Origin of the sequence: Rhizobium sp. PvP014, assembly GCF_017876855.1 — a bacterium.
Classification (GTDB): domain Bacteria; phylum Pseudomonadota; class Alphaproteobacteria; order Rhizobiales; family Rhizobiaceae; genus Neorhizobium; species Neorhizobium soli.
In genome coordinates, this window is the sequence record NZ_JAGIOT010000002.1 from 2,569,483 (window position 1) to 2,586,451 (window position 16,969).

Annotated in this window: 13 protein-coding genes; 7 read left to right on the forward strand and 6 right to left on the reverse strand. The window is 60.5% G+C overall.

Going from position 1 to position 16,969, the window contains the following annotated elements; translation table 11 throughout:
* Window positions 1-36 precede the first annotated feature (36 nt).
* Together J3A65_RS17010 and J3A65_RS17015 are read right to left on the reverse strand one after the other, a co-directional pair.
* Window positions 37-1,392 (reverse strand): aspartate aminotransferase family protein, encoded by a 1,356-nt coding sequence (locus J3A65_RS17010; RefSeq protein WP_209902421.1) that lies wholly within the window; start codon window positions 1,390-1,392, stop codon window positions 37-39.
* A 126-nt stretch (window positions 1,393-1,518) separates the two neighbouring features.
* The gene (locus J3A65_RS17015; protein ID WP_209902424.1) at window positions 1,519-2,952 is read right to left on the reverse strand and encodes a M20 family metallopeptidase; all 1,434 of its coding nucleotides are present in this window, start codon (window positions 2,950-2,952) and stop codon (window positions 1,519-1,521) included.
* A gap of 497 nt (window positions 2,953-3,449) precedes the next feature.
* On the opposite strand from J3A65_RS17015, the gene J3A65_RS17020 reads away from it, so the two are divergent.
* From J3A65_RS17020 to J3A65_RS17045, 6 genes are all read left to right on the forward strand, one after another.
* A complete protein-coding gene (locus tag J3A65_RS17020; protein ID WP_062581538.1) occupies window positions 3,450-5,045 on the forward strand; it encodes an ABC transporter substrate-binding protein in 1,596 nt (531 codons plus the stop codon).
* Between the two features lie 156 nt (window positions 5,046-5,201).
* Window positions 5,202-6,206 (forward strand): ABC transporter permease subunit, encoded by a 1,005-nt coding sequence (locus J3A65_RS17025; RefSeq protein ID WP_062462141.1) that lies wholly within the window; start codon window positions 5,202-5,204, stop codon window positions 6,204-6,206.
* 29 nt (window positions 6,207-6,235) lie between these two features.
* A complete protein-coding gene (locus J3A65_RS17030) occupies window positions 6,236-7,153 on the forward strand; it encodes an ABC transporter permease subunit (RefSeq protein WP_062462138.1) in 918 nt (305 codons plus the stop codon).
* A 2-nt stretch (window positions 7,154-7,155) separates the two neighbouring features.
* Window positions 7,156-8,013 (forward strand): ABC transporter ATP-binding protein, encoded by an 858-nt coding sequence (locus J3A65_RS17035; RefSeq protein WP_113111671.1) that lies wholly within the window; start codon window positions 7,156-7,158, stop codon window positions 8,011-8,013.
* Between the two features lie 5 nt (window positions 8,014-8,018).
* The gene (locus J3A65_RS17040; protein WP_062462611.1) at window positions 8,019-8,864 is read left to right on the forward strand and encodes a dipeptide ABC transporter ATP-binding protein; all 846 of its coding nucleotides are present in this window, start codon (window positions 8,019-8,021) and stop codon (window positions 8,862-8,864) included.
* 224 nt (window positions 8,865-9,088) lie between these two features.
* Entirely contained in the window at window positions 9,089-9,958 is an 870-nt protein-coding gene (locus J3A65_RS17045) for a methylenetetrahydrofolate reductase (RefSeq protein WP_245341570.1), read from the forward strand.
* On the opposite strand, the gene J3A65_RS17050 is transcribed toward J3A65_RS17045, so the two are convergent.
* Window positions 9,925-10,737: a hypothetical protein gene (locus tag J3A65_RS17050; RefSeq protein WP_062581532.1), complete on the reverse strand. Its 813-nt coding sequence runs from the start codon at window positions 10,735-10,737 to the stop codon at window positions 9,925-9,927. The two genes, J3A65_RS17045 and J3A65_RS17050, sit on opposite strands and share 34 nt — an antisense overlap.
* Window positions 10,738-10,909: 172 nt before the next feature.
* On the opposite strand from J3A65_RS17050, the gene J3A65_RS17055 reads away from it, so the two are divergent.
* Entirely contained in the window at window positions 10,910-11,989 is a 1,080-nt protein-coding gene (locus tag J3A65_RS17055; RefSeq protein WP_209902428.1) for an acyltransferase family protein, read from the forward strand.
* Between the two features lie 41 nt (window positions 11,990-12,030).
* On the opposite strand, the gene J3A65_RS17060 is transcribed toward J3A65_RS17055, so the two are convergent.
* The 3 genes from J3A65_RS17060 to mprF all read right to left on the reverse strand — a co-directional run bounded on the left by J3A65_RS17060 (window position 12,031) and on the right by mprF (window position 16,932).
* Window positions 12,031-12,684 (reverse strand): TerC family protein, encoded by a 654-nt coding sequence (locus J3A65_RS17060; RefSeq protein ID WP_062462125.1) that lies wholly within the window; start codon window positions 12,682-12,684, stop codon window positions 12,031-12,033.
* Between the two features lie 286 nt (window positions 12,685-12,970).
* The gene (locus J3A65_RS17065; RefSeq protein WP_281064414.1) at window positions 12,971-14,359 is read right to left on the reverse strand and encodes an AcvB/VirJ family lysyl-phosphatidylglycerol hydrolase; all 1,389 of its coding nucleotides are present in this window, start codon (window positions 14,357-14,359) and stop codon (window positions 12,971-12,973) included.
* On the reverse strand, window positions 14,356-16,932 hold the full coding sequence (mprF, locus tag J3A65_RS17070; protein ID WP_209902430.1) for a bifunctional lysylphosphatidylglycerol flippase/synthetase MprF: 2,577 nt from the start codon (window positions 16,930-16,932) through the stop codon (window positions 14,356-14,358). Before mprF ends, J3A65_RS17065 begins: the two co-directional genes overlap by 4 nt.
* Between the last annotated feature and the right edge of the window lie 37 nt (window positions 16,933-16,969).

Genomic DNA, 16,969 nt, shown 5'->3' on the forward strand with positions numbered 1-16,969 from the left:
GGAGCCGGACAAAGGTTAGCCCGGCTCCTGATGACATCAGGCGTCGAGCTGCTTTTTCAGCACGTCGAGCGACGCTTCGAATGTGTCGAACAGCACGTCCAGCTGTGACTCATTGATGATGAGAGGTGGGCAAAGCGCCAGCGAGTCGCCGATCGCACGGCTGATCAGCCCCTTCTCGACCATGATCGAAAACAGTTTCGGGCCGAGCTGACCGGTGGCAAACCCTTCGCGCGGAGCAAGTTCGAGTGCACCGATGAGACCGATGCCACGCGCTTCGATCGCCAGCGGATGACCTTCGAGTTCCTTCAGGCGCGACTGGAATTTTGGCGCAAGCGCCCGGACGTTTCCGACCAGATCGCGCTCTTCGATGATCGCGATATTCTCAAGCGCGACGGCTGCCGCGACCGGGTGGCCGGCGGCGGTGACGCCGTGTCCGAACGTGCCGATCTTCGCGGATTCGTCCGCGATCGGGGCGTAGACGTTCTCGTTGATGAGAAGCGCCGAGATCGGCTGGTAGGACGAGGAGATCTGCTTCGACAGCGTCATGAAATCCGGCTGCAGATCGAAAGTCTGCGTCCCGAACATGTTGCCGGTGCGGCCAAAGCCGCAAATCACTTCGTCGGCGATGAACAGGATGTCGTATTTCTTGAGGATGGCCTGGATGGCCGGCCAGTAACCGGCAGGCGGCACGATCACGCCGCCAGCACCCATCACCGGCTCGCCGATAAAGGCTGCGACGGTTTCGGGGCCTTCGCGCAGGATCAGGTCCTCGAGTTCCTTGGCACACCGTTCGACGAAGGCAGCCTCGCTCTCGCCCTCAAGCTTGAAGGCGCGGTAATGCGGGCAGGATGTGTGGAAGATGCCGGGCAGCGGCAGATCGAACGACCGGTGGTTGTTCGGCAGACCGGTCAGGCTCGCGGAAACGGCGGTCACGCCGTGATAGCCCTTGATCCGGGAGATGATCTTCTTCTTCTCCGGCTTGCCCATGGCGTTCGACCGGTACCAGATCATCTTGATGGCCGTATCGTTGGCTTCCGAACCCGAATTCGTGAAAAACGCCTTCGACATCGGCACCGGCGCCATCTGCACCAGCTTTTCGGCAAGCTCGATCGACGGGCTGTTCGCCCGCGATGTGAACGTATGGTAATAGGGCAGCTTGCTCATCTGCCGCGTGGCGGCCTCGACCAGCCGGTTTTCACCAAAGCCGACAGCGACGCTCCAGAGGCCGGACATGCCTTCGATATATTTCTTGCCGTTGTTGTCGTAGACGTAGATGCCTTCGCCGCGTTCCATCACCAGCGCACCGTCGCGCTCCAGAGCGCGGGCGTTCGTGTAGGAGTGCATGTGATAAGCCTTGTCGCGGGCTTCCATGGAATTGGGCTGTACCGTCACGAAGGGCCTCCTCTGCACCTGACTGATTTTGGCGTCATTCTTACGGCGAAACGCCGATCTTGGACAGCGCAAAACACTGTCCAAGAACTTCTCCGTTCGAAATAGTTGACACGACGGATTACATGTTCACTTCACCGTCATTGCGGCGACCGGCGGCTCGGTACCGGCAGGCATCGGGCTGATATAGGCCTGGCCCTTCAGCCGCTTTTTCAGGTCCGCCCAGGCGGCCTCGCGCAGCTGCTCGCTTTCCAGCGCCGCAAGACCCGTGGCGGCCATCGCTTTCGCAACAGACACCATGCCCTTGTGGGCAAGCTCGCTCTTGCCTTGCGCGACGACCTGCCAGGTATGAAGCTGGGTTCCGATGGCAAGCGTTGCGCCATAGGCCTGAACGGTCGGCACCACCCAGCTGACATCGCCGACATCGGTCGAGCCGCCCATCTGACGAAGCTCGCCATGCGCCGGAAGCACGAAATCCGCCAGGGGAACATCGCGTTCGTCAAGCCGCTCCTGGCGCCAGCTCGCCGCAATATCCTCCGGCGTCAGCGTTGCACGGATCTTGGCCGCAAATTCCTGGTCGGCGGCTTCAAAAGGCGGCGGGCCGAGGCTTTCCCAGATATCCTGCATCGCGTCCATCAGCGGTGTGTTGACGACGAGGTTGGAAACGCCGGCAAGGATCGTGCTTTCCACCTTCGTTTCGGTCATCAGCGCCGCACCTTCCGCGACCTTCTTGACCCGCTCGATCAGAGGCAGCAGGCCCGGCAATTCGGGTGCGCGAATGACGTAGCGAACCTTGGCATGCGCCTGGACGACGTTTGGCGAAATGCCGCCGCTGTCGAGAACCGCGTAGTGGATCCGGCAATCGGATGGCATGTGCTCGCGCATATAGTTGACGCCGACACTCATCAACTCGACGGCATCGAGCGCACTGCGGCCAAGTTCCGGAACCGCCGCGGCATGCGCCGCACGCCCGGTAAAGGTAAAATCGACACGGCAGTTGGCAAGCGATGTCTCGCGCTGGACGCCTGCGAAATTGCTGGGGTGCCAGCTGATGGCGATATCGACATCTTCAAACGCACCGGACTGCACCATGAACGCTTTGGCAGCCCCGCCCTCTTCCGCCGGGCAGCCGTAATAGCGCACGCGTCCCGACGTTCCGTTGGCTTCGAGCCAATCCTTGAGAGCCGTTGCGGCAAGAAGCGAGGCGGAACCGAGAAGATTATGGCCGCAGCCATGGCCGTTTGCGCCGGCAGTGATCGGATCGTAAGCGGTTTCGCCCGCCTTCTGGCTCAACCCTGCAAGAGCGTCGAACTCCCCGAGAAAGGCAATCACCGGTCCACCTTCCCCAGCCTCGCCGATCAGCGCGGTCGGAATGCCGGCCACGTTATCGGTGATCCGGAACCCTTGCGTTTCCAGCATTTCCCGATGCGCTGCCGCGGACAGGGTTTCCATGTAGCAGGTTTCCGGCGTCTCCCAGACGCGGTCGGACAGCTCCCGGAAAACCTCGGTCTTGCGGTCGATAAGAGTTAAGATGTGGGGAAGATTGGAATTTACGGTCGTCATAATATGCGCCTCGATCAAGCATTCGGTCCTGAAGGCGCCAAACCCTAACCGTTTCCCGCCCAATGACAATGGACCGGCAGCTTAAAAAATAAGCGCGGCTGAAAAAATCAACATGCCGCGCTCGGCAACGCAACGCGTGAAACTTGGTATCTCGACAAGTGCATCATAATCGCTATGCTCGCGCCCGACGTCACAGGAAGACCAAGGATACCGCAGAAGACGATAACAATTTTGCGTAAATAAGGCCGACGCCGTGAGTTCATGCTCATGAAAGCCGAATACTTGGAAATCCGTCGTCAATTCGAGAAAACATGGGTTGAGTGCCGAAAAGGTATCGGAGATCCGTCGAAGACTGAAGAATACGGTCAGCAAACAAAAGATTTGCGACCAGGAGGTGAGACACACAAGCAGGATTGACGCGCACGTAAGCGTATCATCAAATTCAAAACACGGCCTAGCCTGGCAGTTAGCCGGCTCAAGGTCATTGGGAGACCGATATGAAATACAAGCTCGCCCTTGCCACAGCCCTGCTGTCGGCAACAATTTTCGCAGGCGCTGCGAACGCCAAGACCTTCGTGTATTGCTCCGAAGGTTCGCCAGAAGGCTTCGACCCCGGCATGTACACCGCCGGCACGACGTTCGACGCTTCGGCCCACCCGATCTACAACCGCCTGCTCGAGTTCAAGCCTGGAACGACGCAGCCGGAAGCCGGTCTTGCCGAGAGCTGGGACATTTCGTCCGACGGCACCGTCTACACATTCAAGCTGCGCCCGAACGTGAAGTTCCAGACCACGGAATTCTTCACCCCGACGCGCGCGCTGAATGCCGATGACGTGATCTTCTCCATCGGTCGTCAGATCGACGAGAAGAACGCCTGGAACAAGTACATCAACGGCGCTTCCTGGGAATATGCCGACGGCATGGGCTTCCCGAAGCTGATCAAGTCGATCGAAAAGGTCGATGACCTGACCGTGAAGATGACCCTGAACCGTCCGGAAGCACCTTTCCTCGCCAACTTGGCCATGCCGTTCGCTTCGATCCTGTCGAAGGAATACGCAGACAGCCTCGACAAGGACGGCAAGAAGGAACAGCTGAACCAGAACCCGGTTGGCACCGGCCCGTTCACCTTCGTCGCCTACCAGCAGGATGCCATCATCCGCTTCAAGAAGAACGCCGATTACTGGGGCACCGCGCCGAAGATCGACGACCTCGTCTTCGCGATCACCAGCGACGCTGCCGTTCGTTACCAGAAGCTCAAGGCCGGCGAATGCCACCTGATGCCTTTCCCGAACGCCGCTGACGTCCAGTCGATGAAGTCGGACCCGAACCTTCAGGTTCTGGAGCAGGAAGGCCTCAACATCGCCTACCTCGCCTACAACACGACCCAGGCTCCGTTCGACAAGCCGGAAGTGCGCATCGCGCTCAACAAGGCAATCAACAAGAACGCGATCGTCGACGCCGTCTTCCAGGGCATGGCAACGCCTGCAACCAACCCGATCCCGCCGACGATGTGGTCCTACAACAACTCCGTCAAGGACGACACATACGATCTCGAAGCCGCCAAGAAGATGCTGGCCGATGCTGGCGTCAAGGACCTCTCCATGAAGGTCTGGGCGATGCCGGTTTCGCGTCCCTACATGCTGAACGCGCGCCGCGCCGCTGAAATCATCCAGGACGATTTCGCCAAGATCGGCGTCAAGGTCGAGATCGTTTCCTACGAATGGGCAGAATACCTGCAGCGTTCGAAGGCAAAGGACCGCGACGGTGCTGCCATGCTCGGCTGGACCGGCGACAACGGTGACCCGGACAACTTCCTCGACACCCTGCTTGGTTGTGACGCCGTCGGCGGCAACAACCGCGCTCAGTGGTGCAACAAGGAGTTCGACGAACTGGTGAAGAAGGCCAAGGTCACGTCCGACATGGCCGAGCGCACCAAGCTTTATGAGCAGGCGCAGGTCGTCTTCAAGAAGGAAGCACCTTGGGCAACCCTCGATCACTCGCTTGCTATCGTCCCGATGGCAAAGGGTGTGACCGGCTTTACCCAGAGCCCGCTTGGCGACTTTACGTTCGAGACCGTCGATATCGCTGAGTAATCCAGCCTAATCACAACTTTTTGCCGCGGGGAGCGTTGCGTTTCCCGCGGCATTTTCTTATGAGACGCCCAAAAATGCGGCGCGACGCCGAAATGGCTCGGTTCGTGGCTTGACACGGTTTGAAATCGACCGGAGCCCCTTCCACAAAGGCTTACAATGTTTGGTTTGCTACTGCGGCGCCTCGCCGTGCTGATCCCGACCTTCCTCGGGGTCTCGATCATCGCCTTTTCCTTCATCCGGCTCCTGCCGGGCGATCCGGTCATGCTCTTGTCCGGTGAGCGCGTCATGTCGCCCGAGCGGCATGCGCAGATCAGCGCCCAGCTTGGCATGGACCGCCCGATGGTCATCCAGTATTTCGATTATCTCGGCGGCGTGCTGACGGGTGACTTCGGCTCCTCGATCGTCTCCAAGAAGCCGATCCTCGACCAGTTCTGGGCGCTGTTTCCAGCGACCGTCGAGCTGTCCATCTGCGCAATGATCATCGCCGTTGCGCTCGGCATTCCCGCCGGCGTCATCGCCGCCATGAAGCGGGGTTCGATCTTTGACCAGGGCCTGATGGGCATCGCGCTGGTCGGCTATTCGATGCCGATCTTCTGGTGGGGCCTGCTGCTGATCATTCTGTTTTCCGGCACGTTGCAGTGGTTCCCGGTTTCGGGTCGCATCTCGCTTATGTTCTACTTCCCGCAGGTCACCGGCTTCATGCTGATCGACTCGCTGCTGTCCGGGCAAAAGGGTGCCTTCTCCTCGGCCATCAGCCATCTGGCGCTGCCGTCGATCGTGCTTGCCACCATCCCGCTTGCCGTCATCGCCCGCCAGACCCGCTCGGCCATGCTGGAAGTGCTGTCCGAAGACTACGTGCGTACCGCCCGCGCCAAGGGCCTGTCGCCGTTCCGCGTCGTCGGCGTGCATGCGCTGCGCAACGCGATGATCCCGGTCATCACCACCATCGGTTTGCAGATCGGCGTCATGCTTGCGGGCGCGATCCTGACCGAGACGATCTTTTCCTGGCCGGGCATCGGCAAGTGGATGGTCGATAGCGTCTTCCGTCGCGACTACCCGGTCATCCAGGGTGGCCTGCTTCTGATCGCGGCGATCATCATGACGGTCAACCTCATCGTCGACCTCATGTACGGCCTCATCAATCCCCGTATCCGCCACTGATCCGCCGAGATAAGAAGGAGAAAAATCCCATGGCAGATGCAATAACCGCCAAGACGCCAGAGATCGTCACGACCGGGCAGATGCGCCGCCAGATGCTCAAGGAGTTCTGGTTCTACTTTTCCGAAAACCGCGGTGCCGTCATCGGCCTGTTCGTTTTCATCGCTCTCGTGGTCGTAGCCGTCCTCGCTCCGGTGATTGCCCCGCATTCACCGTTCGAACAGTATCGTGACGCCGTGCTGCGGCCGCCGGTATGGGCCGAAGGCGGCAGCTGGAGCTTTCTTCTCGGAACAGACCCTGTCGGTCGCGACATTCTTTCGCGCCTGATCTACGGCGCACAGTATTCGCTGTTCATCGGCCTGTTCGTGACGACGCTGTCGCTGCTCGGCGGCATTCTCGTCGGCCTGATCGCGGGCTACTATCGCGGCTGGATCGATACGGTGATCATGCGCCTGATGGACATCATCCTGGCGTTTCCGTCGTTGCTTCTGGCGCTGGTTCTGGTCGCAATCCTGGGGCCCAGCCTCACCAACGGCATGATCGCGATCGCGCTCACCCTGCAGCCGCATTTCGTGCGACTGACCCGCGCCGCCGTCATGGAAGAGAAGACGAAGGATTACGTCACCGCTGCCCGCATCGCCGGCGCCGGTCCGATCCGTCTGATGTTCCGCACCATCCTGCCGAACTGCACCGGACCGCTCATCGTCCAGGCGACCTTGTCCTTCTCGAACGCGATCCTCGATGCAGCAGCGCTGGGCTTCCTCGGCATGGGCGCACAGCCGCCGGCGCCCGAATGGGGCACGATGCTGGCCGAAGCACGCGAGTTCATCCTGCGCGCCTGGTGGGTCGTCACCTTCCCCGGCCTTGCAATTCTCATCACCGTTCTTGCCATCAACCTGATGGGCGACGGCCTGCGCGATGCGCTTGACCCGAAACTGAAGAGGTCCTGATCATGGCGCTTCTGCAAATCGACAATCTCACCGTTGAGTTCGAAACCGCGACCGGCTGGTTCCGGGCCGTCGACGGCGTCTCGATCACGGTCGAAAAGGGCGAAGTGCTCGCCATCGTCGGCGAAAGCGGCTCCGGCAAGTCCGTTTCGATGCTGGCCGTCATGGGGCTTCTGCCGTGGACGGCGAAGATCACCGCCGACCGCATGCTGTTTGAAGGCAAGGACTTCCAGAAACTGAGCCCTGCCGATCGTCGCAAGCTGATCGGCAAGGATATCGCGATGATCTTCCAGGAGCCGGTGGCAAGCCTCAACCCTTGCTTCACGGTCGGCTTCCAGATCGAGGAAGTGCTGCGCATCCACCTCGGCCTCGACAGACAAGCCCGCCGCGCCCGCGCCATCGAACTGTTCAAGCTGGTCGGCCTGCCGGACCCCGCGGAACGGCTGAACAGCTTTCCGCACCAGATGTCGGGCGGCCAGTGCCAGCGCGTGATGATCGCCATCGCGATCGCCTGCGACCCGAAGCTGTTGATCGCTGACGAACCGACGACAGCACTCGACGTCACCATCCAGAAGCAGATCCTCGACCTGATCATGGACCTGCAGACCCGCACCGGCATGGGCCTGATCATGATCACCCATGACATGGGTGTGGTTGCCGAAACCGCCGACCGGGTCGTGGTGCAGTACAAGGGCCGCAAGATGGAGGAAGCCGATGTGCTTTCGCTGTTTGAAAACCCGCAGAGCAACTATACCAAGGCGCTTCTCGCAGCCCTGCCGGAAAACGCGACGGGTGACCGACTGACCACCGTCTCCGCCTTCTTCGACGGCAATCCGGACCAGGTTTCGGGAGTGAATGCATGACCGATATGACCAACACCGACATCATGCTGGAAGTGCGCGACATCAAGCGCGACTACGAACTGCCGGCTGGCTTCATGAAGCCGAAAAAGACCGTCCATGCGGTCAAGGGCGTCTCCTTCAAGCTGGAACGCGGCAAGACGCTGGCAATCGTCGGCGAAAGCGGCTGCGGCAAGTCCACGCTTGCCCGCATGATCACCTTCATCGACGAACCGACGGCCGGCGAACTGATCATCGACGGCCAGAAGATGGATACGCGTCCGGGCCACCTGACATCAGAAATGCGCCAGAAGGTGCAGATCGTGTTCCAGAACCCCTATGGCTCGCTCAACCCGCGCCAGAAGATAGGCGACGTTCTCGGCGAACCGCTGGCGATCAACACGTCGATGCCGGCATCCGAGCGGCGCGACCGCGCAACCGAGATGCTGATCAAGGTCGGCCTCGGTCCTGAACACTACAACCGCTATCCGCACATGTTCTCCGGCGGCCAGCGCCAGCGCATCGCGATCGCCCGTGCGCTGATGATGAACCCGAAGCTTCTCGTGCTGGACGAACCCGTCTCGGCGCTCGATCTTTCTGTTCAGGCACAGGTTCTGAACCTGCTGGCCGACCTGCAGGACGAGTTCAACCTCACCTACGTCTTCATCAGCCACGACCTTTCCGTTGTGCGCTACATCGCCGACGAGGTGATGGTAATGTATTTCGGCGAGGCGGTCGAATACGGCACCCGCGAAGAGGTGTTCTCCGCGCCGAAGCACGAATACACCCAGACCCTGTTCAAGGCGACGCCGCGCGCCGATGTCGAATCGATCCGCGCTCGTATTGCTAAGAAGAAGGCTGCCTCGGCCGCTTGAACGCCTAAGATGCACTGATAATGCCGGCAGCTGTCGGCATTATCACGGAATTGAGCTTGAAGTTGACGCAGAGAGAAATCTCTCGCATCAGAAGTCATGCAAGAAGAAACCTCTGCCAGCTCGCCGGAAAACGGCGAGCGTCATTGTGGCAGGGTGGGAGTAGCGGCATGGCATTGTTGAACTTGTTCAGAGGCAGGCAGCAGGACAAAGCGCCGGAGCCCGCCTTGCTCAAGTCCCTAGTCGAGGGATACTCGATCGAGGTGATGCCGCGAACCGCGGCCAAGATCGACGACTTCACGACGCTGCTGCCCGCAAACACCCGGGTCTATATCGCCCATATCGATGGCACACCGATCGACGATATGGTGAAGACGGCCAAACGGCTGCGTGAAGATGGCTTCGAGGTCATGCCGCACATTCCGGCCCGCAGCATCGAGAGCCGCGCCATGCTCGACGACTGGGTAAGCCGATATCACAACGAGGCAGGTGTGGACCAGGCGCTCCTCCTCGGCGGCGGTCTGTCGCGTCCTGCTGGCGCTCTCAACAGTTCGCTGCAGCTGATCGAGACCGGCATCTTCGACCGTCACGACTTCAAGCGCCTGCATGTCGCCGGCCATCCCGAAGGCAACAGGGATATCGACCTCGACGGCACGACAAAGCTTGTCGACGAAGCCTTGAAGTTCAAGCAGATCTATTCCGAAAGCACCGATGCGAAGCTTGCCATCGTCACCCAGTTCGCCTTCGATTCGCGGCCGGTGATCCTGTGGGCGGAGCGCATCGCCGCAACCGGCGTCCGCATGCCGATCCATCTCGGCGTCGCGGGACCGACCAAGCTTCAGACGCTGATCAAATTCGCCCTCACCTGTGGTGTCGGCCCGTCGATCAGCGTCATCCAGAAGCGGGCCATGGACATCTCCAAACTCCTGGTACCCTACGAGCCGACCGAATTCCTGACTGAAATCGCCGACTACAAGGCCCGCAACCCGCAAAGCTTGATCGAGCAGATCCACGTCTTCCCGCTGGGTGGTATCAGAGCCAGCGCGGAATGGATGAACGAGCGTCAACCTGCGCTGGCTGAAATCCGCGCGATATAGTCTTTTGCCGAGCGCGCGACGATCGCCTGGCCGTTGCCGCGGATATCCTGTTTGGCGAAGGCTCCGTAGATCCGCTCGAACGGCCAGGCCGCCAGCCGTTCCGCGACATCCGCCACCTCAGCTGCGCTGAGCGGCATCATGTTGGGATAGCTCCACATAAAGGAAACCCGGTCGGCCCCCGGCGTCACCTGCACAATGTCACCGGCCAAGAGCACGCCTGTTCCATCCGGCGCTGTCCAGTGCATCACAGTTCCGCCAGCGAAATGACCGCCGGCATGTACAAGCGTCGCGGAAGAAGACAGGACGAGCGCATCCTCGTCCCACAGGCGGACGTGATCGGACGGACGCTGGATCCACTGGCTGTCCAGAGCGTGGATATAGATCGGGCAATCGAAGGCCTCGGCCCAATCTTGCATGGTTGAGTAATAGTGCGGATGGGAGATCGCGATGGCGCTCAACCCGCCCAGCGATTTGACCAGCGTCTTCGTCGCGTCGTCGAGGAGCGCGATACAATCCCAGAGAATGTTTCCGGACGGTGTCTGCACCAGAAGCGCCCGCTGGCCGATAGCAAACGCGGGAACGGTACGGATGGAAAGGAGGCCAGGCTCGAGTTCGAGCCAGCTATTGGCATGCCCCTGCGCAAGCTTTTCAGCGGAAACCCACGCCTGGCCGGAAGCCGGGACATATTGCCGGTCGTCGAGGCAGATCGGGCAAGATGCGGGTGGTTCGGCACGATCGGGATAGGATGTGCTACAGGCATTGCAAAGAAAAACCGTCATGAGCCCCCCGCTCCGGATAACCGCGATCAATCGGTTATAGACGAGAACGGACTTCCCGATAGAGGCTGGGAGCCACATTCCGGTAAAGCGGCAAGAGCAGCCGGCCTCATTCACGCTTTCCCAACGCGGCCGCGATACGCTGTAGCGATGTTGCGGTTGCCGGGAGGCTGTGATGACGGAAGCAAAGCCTGTGCGGCTCTTGAACCTCGATCTGCTCCGGCTGGTCTCGGCCCTGCTCGTCCTGTTCTTCCACTACGGTTTTCGCATGCGGATCACCGGAGAAGGCGCCGGGATCGGCTTTCCGGAGCTCGCGCCGATAGCCAAGTGGTTCGATATCGGCCTGCTGATCTTCTTTGCCATCTCCGGCTACGTCATCATGATGTCGGCAGAAGGTCGATTGGCCTTTGATTTTGCCGCTGGACGGGTTGCAAGGCTCTGGCCGACATTCGTCGTCTGCGCCACCATCACCGCCGTCGTCCTGTCGATCTGGCCGGTCCCGGCGCTCAGTGCCCCGACGGTGCGGCAATGGCTGGCCCATCTCGTGATCCTGTCGCGCGTATTCGGCCAACCCTTCCTCGACGGAGCATACTGGACGATCGCCTACGAGATCATCTTCTACGGCTGGATCTTCGTCGCTCTCGCAACAGGCCTGTTGAAGTCGCACTGGCGTCTCATCGTCACGGTCTGGCTTGCCATTTCGGTGCTGAACGAGACAGCGCTGCAAAGCGTCGTGCTGCAGAAACTGCTGATCACCCAGTATTCAGGCTATTTTGCCTTCGGATTGGCGCTGTTTCGGACGCGACTGGAAAACTCCCGGGCAAGCTTTGCAGTGCTCAGCCTCGCAGCCGGCTGGGCCATTGCTGCACCGTTCATAACGGAGCCGGAATTCATTTCCCTGTACGGTTTCGGGAGAAATACCGCGGGCCTGGCCGCGATGGGGCCGCTGGCGCTTGCGGCCGTGACGATCGCGATCTACGCGCCGACACTGCCGATCAAGAGAGAGCTCGCGATCTCGCTCGGCGGGCTGACCTATCCGCTTTACCTTCTGCATCAGAATATCGGCTATGCCGCCTTTGCCAATTTCGGCACGTCGGACAATCGCTTCGCCATTCTGGCTTTGTTGATTGGGGGATTGTTGGCTGTCGCGATGATCATCGCAAGAACAGTTGAGCCTGCCGCGAGACGGGCGATCATTGGGCTTTCAAAGCCCGTTCAGGCCAGCCTGACGCGACTGCGCGCCCGCTTTGCCTGAGGGACCCCGCGGCGGAAAAACCGCCGCAGGGTCTTGTGCACTCAGCCGTTGATGTAAGGCATGACTTCCAGAACGCCGCGGTAGATCATCTCCAGCGAAACGTAGAGGATGACGACCAGACCGACATAGGCAATCCAGCGATGCTTGTTGAGCAGGCGGGCGATGAAGCTTGCCGCGATACCCATCAAGGCGATCGAAAGAATGAGGCCGAAGATCAGCACTTCGGGATGTTCGTGTGCGGCACCGGCAACGGCCAGAACGTTGTCGAGCGACATGGAAACGTCGGCGATGACGATCTGCCAGGCAGCCTGGGCGAAGGTCTTGCGTGGCGCACCGCTGACGGACGCGTTCTCGCCTTCCTCGACGGCCTTCGAGACGACATTTTCGGCATCGTCCTCATGGCTGTGCGGGGTGCGCAGCTCGCGCCACATCTTCCAGCAGACCCACAGAAGCAGGACACCACCGGCAAGAAGCAGGCCGACGATCTGCAGAAGCTGGGTCGTGGCAAGCGCAAAACCGATACGCAGCACGGTGGCGGCAATGATACCGATCAGGATCGCCTTGGCGCGCTGATCCTTGGGCAGTCCGGCGGCGGCGAGGCCGATGACGATTGCGTTGTCACCCGCCAGAACAAGGTCGATCATGATTACTTGCGCGAGGGCGGACAGTGCCTCCGGCGTAAAGAATTCCATCATTTGGTACCCGATCTTTCAATACGGAGCACCCATGTCGTGGAGAGGGGCGACGAATTACGGGCGGAAATTCACCGCTATCCATTCGATTGCCGTCAAGGTCGAGTGACGACCCCCACAAACACCAGGCACCTGAAGTTGAACAATCCAGTCCGACATCACAGTTCCTGCGAACTGCCAGAGGGGCCCGGTCCTGGTGCGCTGAGATTTATCTTGGGAGCCGCAGAAATCAAGCCCCAACTCACGAACCAGCTCACGGGAGTGTGATTTCTTCGCGGGAAAACGGCGTCTACTTGGTCAGCCGCTTGTGGAGGCTCTCAAGAATGAGCTTTCCAAGCCCCTCGTAATCTTCATCGAAATGGTGTCCGCCTTCGATGCCGACCGTCTCGATACCCTGCGGTTTCAGCGTCGGGCAAGGATCGTCGTCTTCGTCGGTACCATAAAGGCACTGCACGACATGCGGATCGATCTTGGCGATATCGGAAATGCTGTCGCCGTTCTTGCCCTCACCGGCAACACCAAGCCAACCGGTAACGGAAATCTCGAAATCGACCTCTTTCGACAGCGCCAGCAGCGAAATCTGTTTCACCCTCGCTTTGGTCGCAGCCGGCAGGACGTTGAAGGTCGCCGGCAGGATGTCGGCTCCGAATGAATAGCCGATCAGCACCACGTTTTTCACGTTCCACTGGCGCCGGTACGTGTCGATGATCTTGACGAGATCATCCGCCGTTTCCTGCGGCGTGCGTTCCTTCCAGAAATACCGCAGCGAATCCACCCCGACCACAGGCACACCCTGGGCCTGCAGATAACCGCCGAGCTCGCTGTCGATATCACGCCATCCGCCATCGCCGGAATAGACAACCGCCATCGTGTCGAGTGTCGGTTTCGTCTCCAGGACCGTTACTGGCAGATCGAGTTGATCGCTATTGCCGTCGCCTTCAATCGCAGTATCGAGAAGATCAGCGAGCGCTTCAGTTGCAGGCGCGGATACATCCTTAAGCTCAAGATCCGGCCATCCAGCCTTGAGGCTGTTGGCGTGGTCCTTGCCGGCGGCATCGGCCGCATCGGTCAAGCCGATCGTCACGTCGGCCGGCAGCTTTCCATCGGTAAAGCCGTAGATCGTCCGGTCTCCAGCCTTTTCCTTGGTCGCGGGGGTGCAGAGAACCTTTTCGAGCGGAATGCCGGCCGTCGGATCGACTGCGATGGCTTTCGAGATTGTCGCAAACGGGCTCTGCGCGATCATGCCGAGCGCAAGCGCCGCGCCATCCCTGATTCCGGCAATGATCGGATGCCGGTAACTGGCATTGCCGATCCGGCGCTGCACCTGCTGCGACAGGTCTTCGATATCGGAAACCATGTAGATGCAATCGCCGTCATCCTTGGCAAGCGACGCGATGTAGGAGGGATAATCGATACCGACCACCGCCGCCCCCTGATCGACAAGCGCCTTGGCTTGACTCTCTTCCTCGGCACCCCAGCCTGCGCCCTTCGAGATCAGGAAGACCATCGCCTTCAGATTCTTGTCGGCGGGCAGAGTGATATGCGGCGAGACGATCATGCCGGTCTTGTAGTCATCCGTCTGCGAACCGGTTTGCTCGGAAGCAGGCTGCTGGGCGGAGGCGAAACCGGCGCCGGCCAGCAGAATGCCGACGGCGAGAATTCGGGACAGCATCATCATTTTCCGACCACTCCTCTCAAGCCCCCACCGATCAGCAGCGTCGCATCCACCATGGCGATGGCAGGACTGACGCTTGCCACCGCAAGATAGCGCGGTTCCCAGTGCGGGTGAAACTTGGTTTTGAATGCCTTCAGGCCTTTGAAATTGTAGAACCGCTCGCCGTGTTCGAAGATCACGCTGCCGATCCGGTCCCAGACAGGGGCGGCTTCCCTCTGTGCCATGCCGGAAAGCGGCGCCATGCCGAGGTTGAAGGTCCTGTAGCCGGCAGCCTGTAGATATTCCATGCAGCGGACGAACAGGAAATCCATCGAGCCTCTGGGCGCATCCGGCGCAAACCGCATCAGGTCGACGGTTGCCTCCTGCTTCGTTTCGGTCAGCGACAGCGTCGCAAAGGCAACGATCTTTCCCTGCGTGCGCAGCACCGCCACCGGCTGGGATGCCACATAGGCATCCTGGAAGGCACCGAGCGAAAACGTCTTCTCGCGTGTCTCGTGGGCGGCGAGCCAGGTATCGGACACCCGGCGCAGATCCTCGATCGAACTCATCACATCCGGCTGCTCGATGACGTCGAATTCGAGCCCCTCGCGAAGCCCCTTGTTGACGGCCTGACGCAGACCCGCAAGACGACTTCCCTTGAGATCGAAGCGCTCCAGATCGACGATCGCCAGTTCTCCGAGCTTGACGGCCCGCATGCCAGCATCGGCGCAGTAAGGCAGAAGTGCCGGCGAAATCTGGTAGAACACGGCCCGTCCGCCCTGAGCCCTCGCTTCTTCCACGAAGCTCCACACCAGTTCGGGGATTTCCTCCGCCGGGCCGACCGGATCGAACAAGGCGATCCAGGAACGACCCTGGATGCCGTACATGATGAAGGCCTTGCCGTTTGCGGAAAACATCAACCGCTTGTCGGCCATGCGTACGACATTCGCGTCCGCGACGTCCTGCTGCCGAACGATCGAGATCGCCCGCTCCAGCTCCTCCGGCGTGGAGTGCGCCGTGCGGGTCGCAGCCGGGCGCAACAGGCTGGCAATCGCGATCGTGCCCGCAACGATCGCCACACCCAGGATCGCGCGAAGCCCACGCGGCGCTTCTGCCGAAAACTCGAACTGCCACCAGAGCTCGCGGCTGTAATCCACCTCGCGATAGACGAACAGAAGAACTGTTATCGCTGCCGCCACCAGCACCAGCATCGCCACGACCCATGCAGGCGTCAGCACCTGCCGGAGGAGTGACGCCGGACGGGTGAACTGCCGGGCGCTGAGCAACAGGCCGGCGAGCAGAATGACCAGAAAGATCGCTTCAAACACCGCGACCGCACGCACGAAGGCGAGCAGCAAAGCCAGCGCGGAACAAGCCGTTGCCGTCCACCACGCCCCGTCGAGCCTCTGGCTCACACCGCGGGCCGAAGCAAAAAGAACGATGCCGAGAATGCTTGACAGAAAATGCGCACCTTCGACAACCGGCAGCGGCAGATAGTTATAGAGGAAATCGAGATCCGAATCCGGCGTCGGTGTAACGCCCGAAAACACCAGCATTGCACCAGCGATCATCGCGAATGCGGCAAGCAGCAGGGGCGCCAGACGGAATTCCAGCTTGCGCAGCGTCGAGGCGACCGGATGGTTAGAAAGCTGCTGCACCTCCATACCGATCACGAACAGCGTCGCGACCAGAAGCGGCAGCACGTGATAGATAACCCGGTAGAGAACAAGGCTGCCGAGAACCTGATCGATATCGACAGTGCTTCCGAGCGCCGCAACGATGATCGTCTCGAACACGCCCAGCCCCGCCGGAACGTGGCTGAGAACGCCAGCACCGACAGCCGTGGCATAGATCGCCAGGAACGACGGCCAGCCGATATCCGTCTGCGGCAGAAGCACGTAAAGAACCGACGCCGAGGCAGCGATATCGAGCGCCGTGATCAGGAACTGCTGCGACGAGGTTTTCGTATCGGGAAGCCGCAGCTTCAGCCTGCCCAACGCCACTTCGCGGCCATTCCAGCCGGCAACGACAAGCGCTGAGAGCACCACGATGATCGCAACCGCAATGCCGCGCACCCAGCCCTCGCCGATGCCGAGCAGGCTGCCGATCCGAGGCGCCGTGACAAGCGATGCGATCGCAGTCACCCCTAGCAGGCCGATCCCGAAGGCGAGCGTGACAAAGGCGATCACGCGGCCGATGTCGTCGGGGCTGAGGCCCAGCCGCGAGTAACCGCGAAACCGGATCGCGCCGCCGCTCAAGGCACCGAACCCGGCTGTGTTGCCAACCGCGTAGGCGCTGAACGCGGTCATCGCGACCGGCACCGGTGGCAGCTTCTTGCCGATATAGGAGAGTGCGTTGAGGTCGTATCCGGTCAGGGCAACAAAACTCAGCGCGGTGAAGAAGATCGCGAGAAGGATGGACGATGCCTTCGTGGCCGCAAGCGCTGCAAGCACGTCGTCATAACTGACTTCGGTAGTCAGATCGTAGATCGCAAACGTCGTGAAGCCGAAGACCACGAGGATGATGAAGGGAACGAGATAGCCGCGATAGTTTTCAAACGTCTCGCGGAGGCCGGTCTTCTGCTGATCTGTGGACATCAATGGTCATGCCGGTTGTTGAAGCATTGCCGGGGAT

Bases quoted from the DNA above. Each gene is read 5' to 3' on its own strand.
- J3A65_RS17015 (WP_209902424.1), bottom strand. From the start codon at position 2,952: ATGACGACCGTAAATTCCAATCTTCCCCACATCTTAACTCTTATCGAC.
- J3A65_RS17020 (WP_062581538.1), top strand. From the start codon at position 3,450: ATGAAATACAAGCTCGCCCTTGCCACAGCCCTGCTGTCGGCAACAATT.
- J3A65_RS17025 (WP_062462141.1), top strand. From the start codon at position 5,202: ATGTTTGGTTTGCTACTGCGGCGCCTCGCCGTGCTGATCCCGACCTTC.
- J3A65_RS17030 (WP_062462138.1), top strand. From the start codon at position 6,236: ATGGCAGATGCAATAACCGCCAAGACGCCAGAGATCGTCACGACCGGG.
- J3A65_RS17035 (WP_113111671.1), top strand. From the start codon at position 7,156: ATGGCGCTTCTGCAAATCGACAATCTCACCGTTGAGTTCGAAACCGCG.
- J3A65_RS17040 (WP_062462611.1), top strand. From the start codon at position 8,019: ATGACCAACACCGACATCATGCTGGAAGTGCGCGACATCAAGCGCGAC.
- J3A65_RS17050 (WP_062581532.1), bottom strand. From the start codon at position 10,737: ATGACGGTTTTTCTTTGCAATGCCTGTAGCACATCCTATCCCGATCGT.
- J3A65_RS17055 (WP_209902428.1), top strand. From the start codon at position 10,910: ATGACGGAAGCAAAGCCTGTGCGGCTCTTGAACCTCGATCTGCTCCGG.
- J3A65_RS17060 (WP_062462125.1), bottom strand. From the start codon at position 12,684: ATGATGGAATTCTTTACGCCGGAGGCACTGTCCGCCCTCGCGCAAGTA.
- J3A65_RS17065 (WP_281064414.1), bottom strand. From the start codon at position 14,359: ATGATGATGCTGTCCCGAATTCTCGCCGTCGGCATTCTGCTGGCCGGC.
- mprF (WP_209902430.1), bottom strand. From the start codon at position 16,932: ATGTCCACAGATCAGCAGAAGACCGGCCTCCGCGAGACGTTTGAAAAC.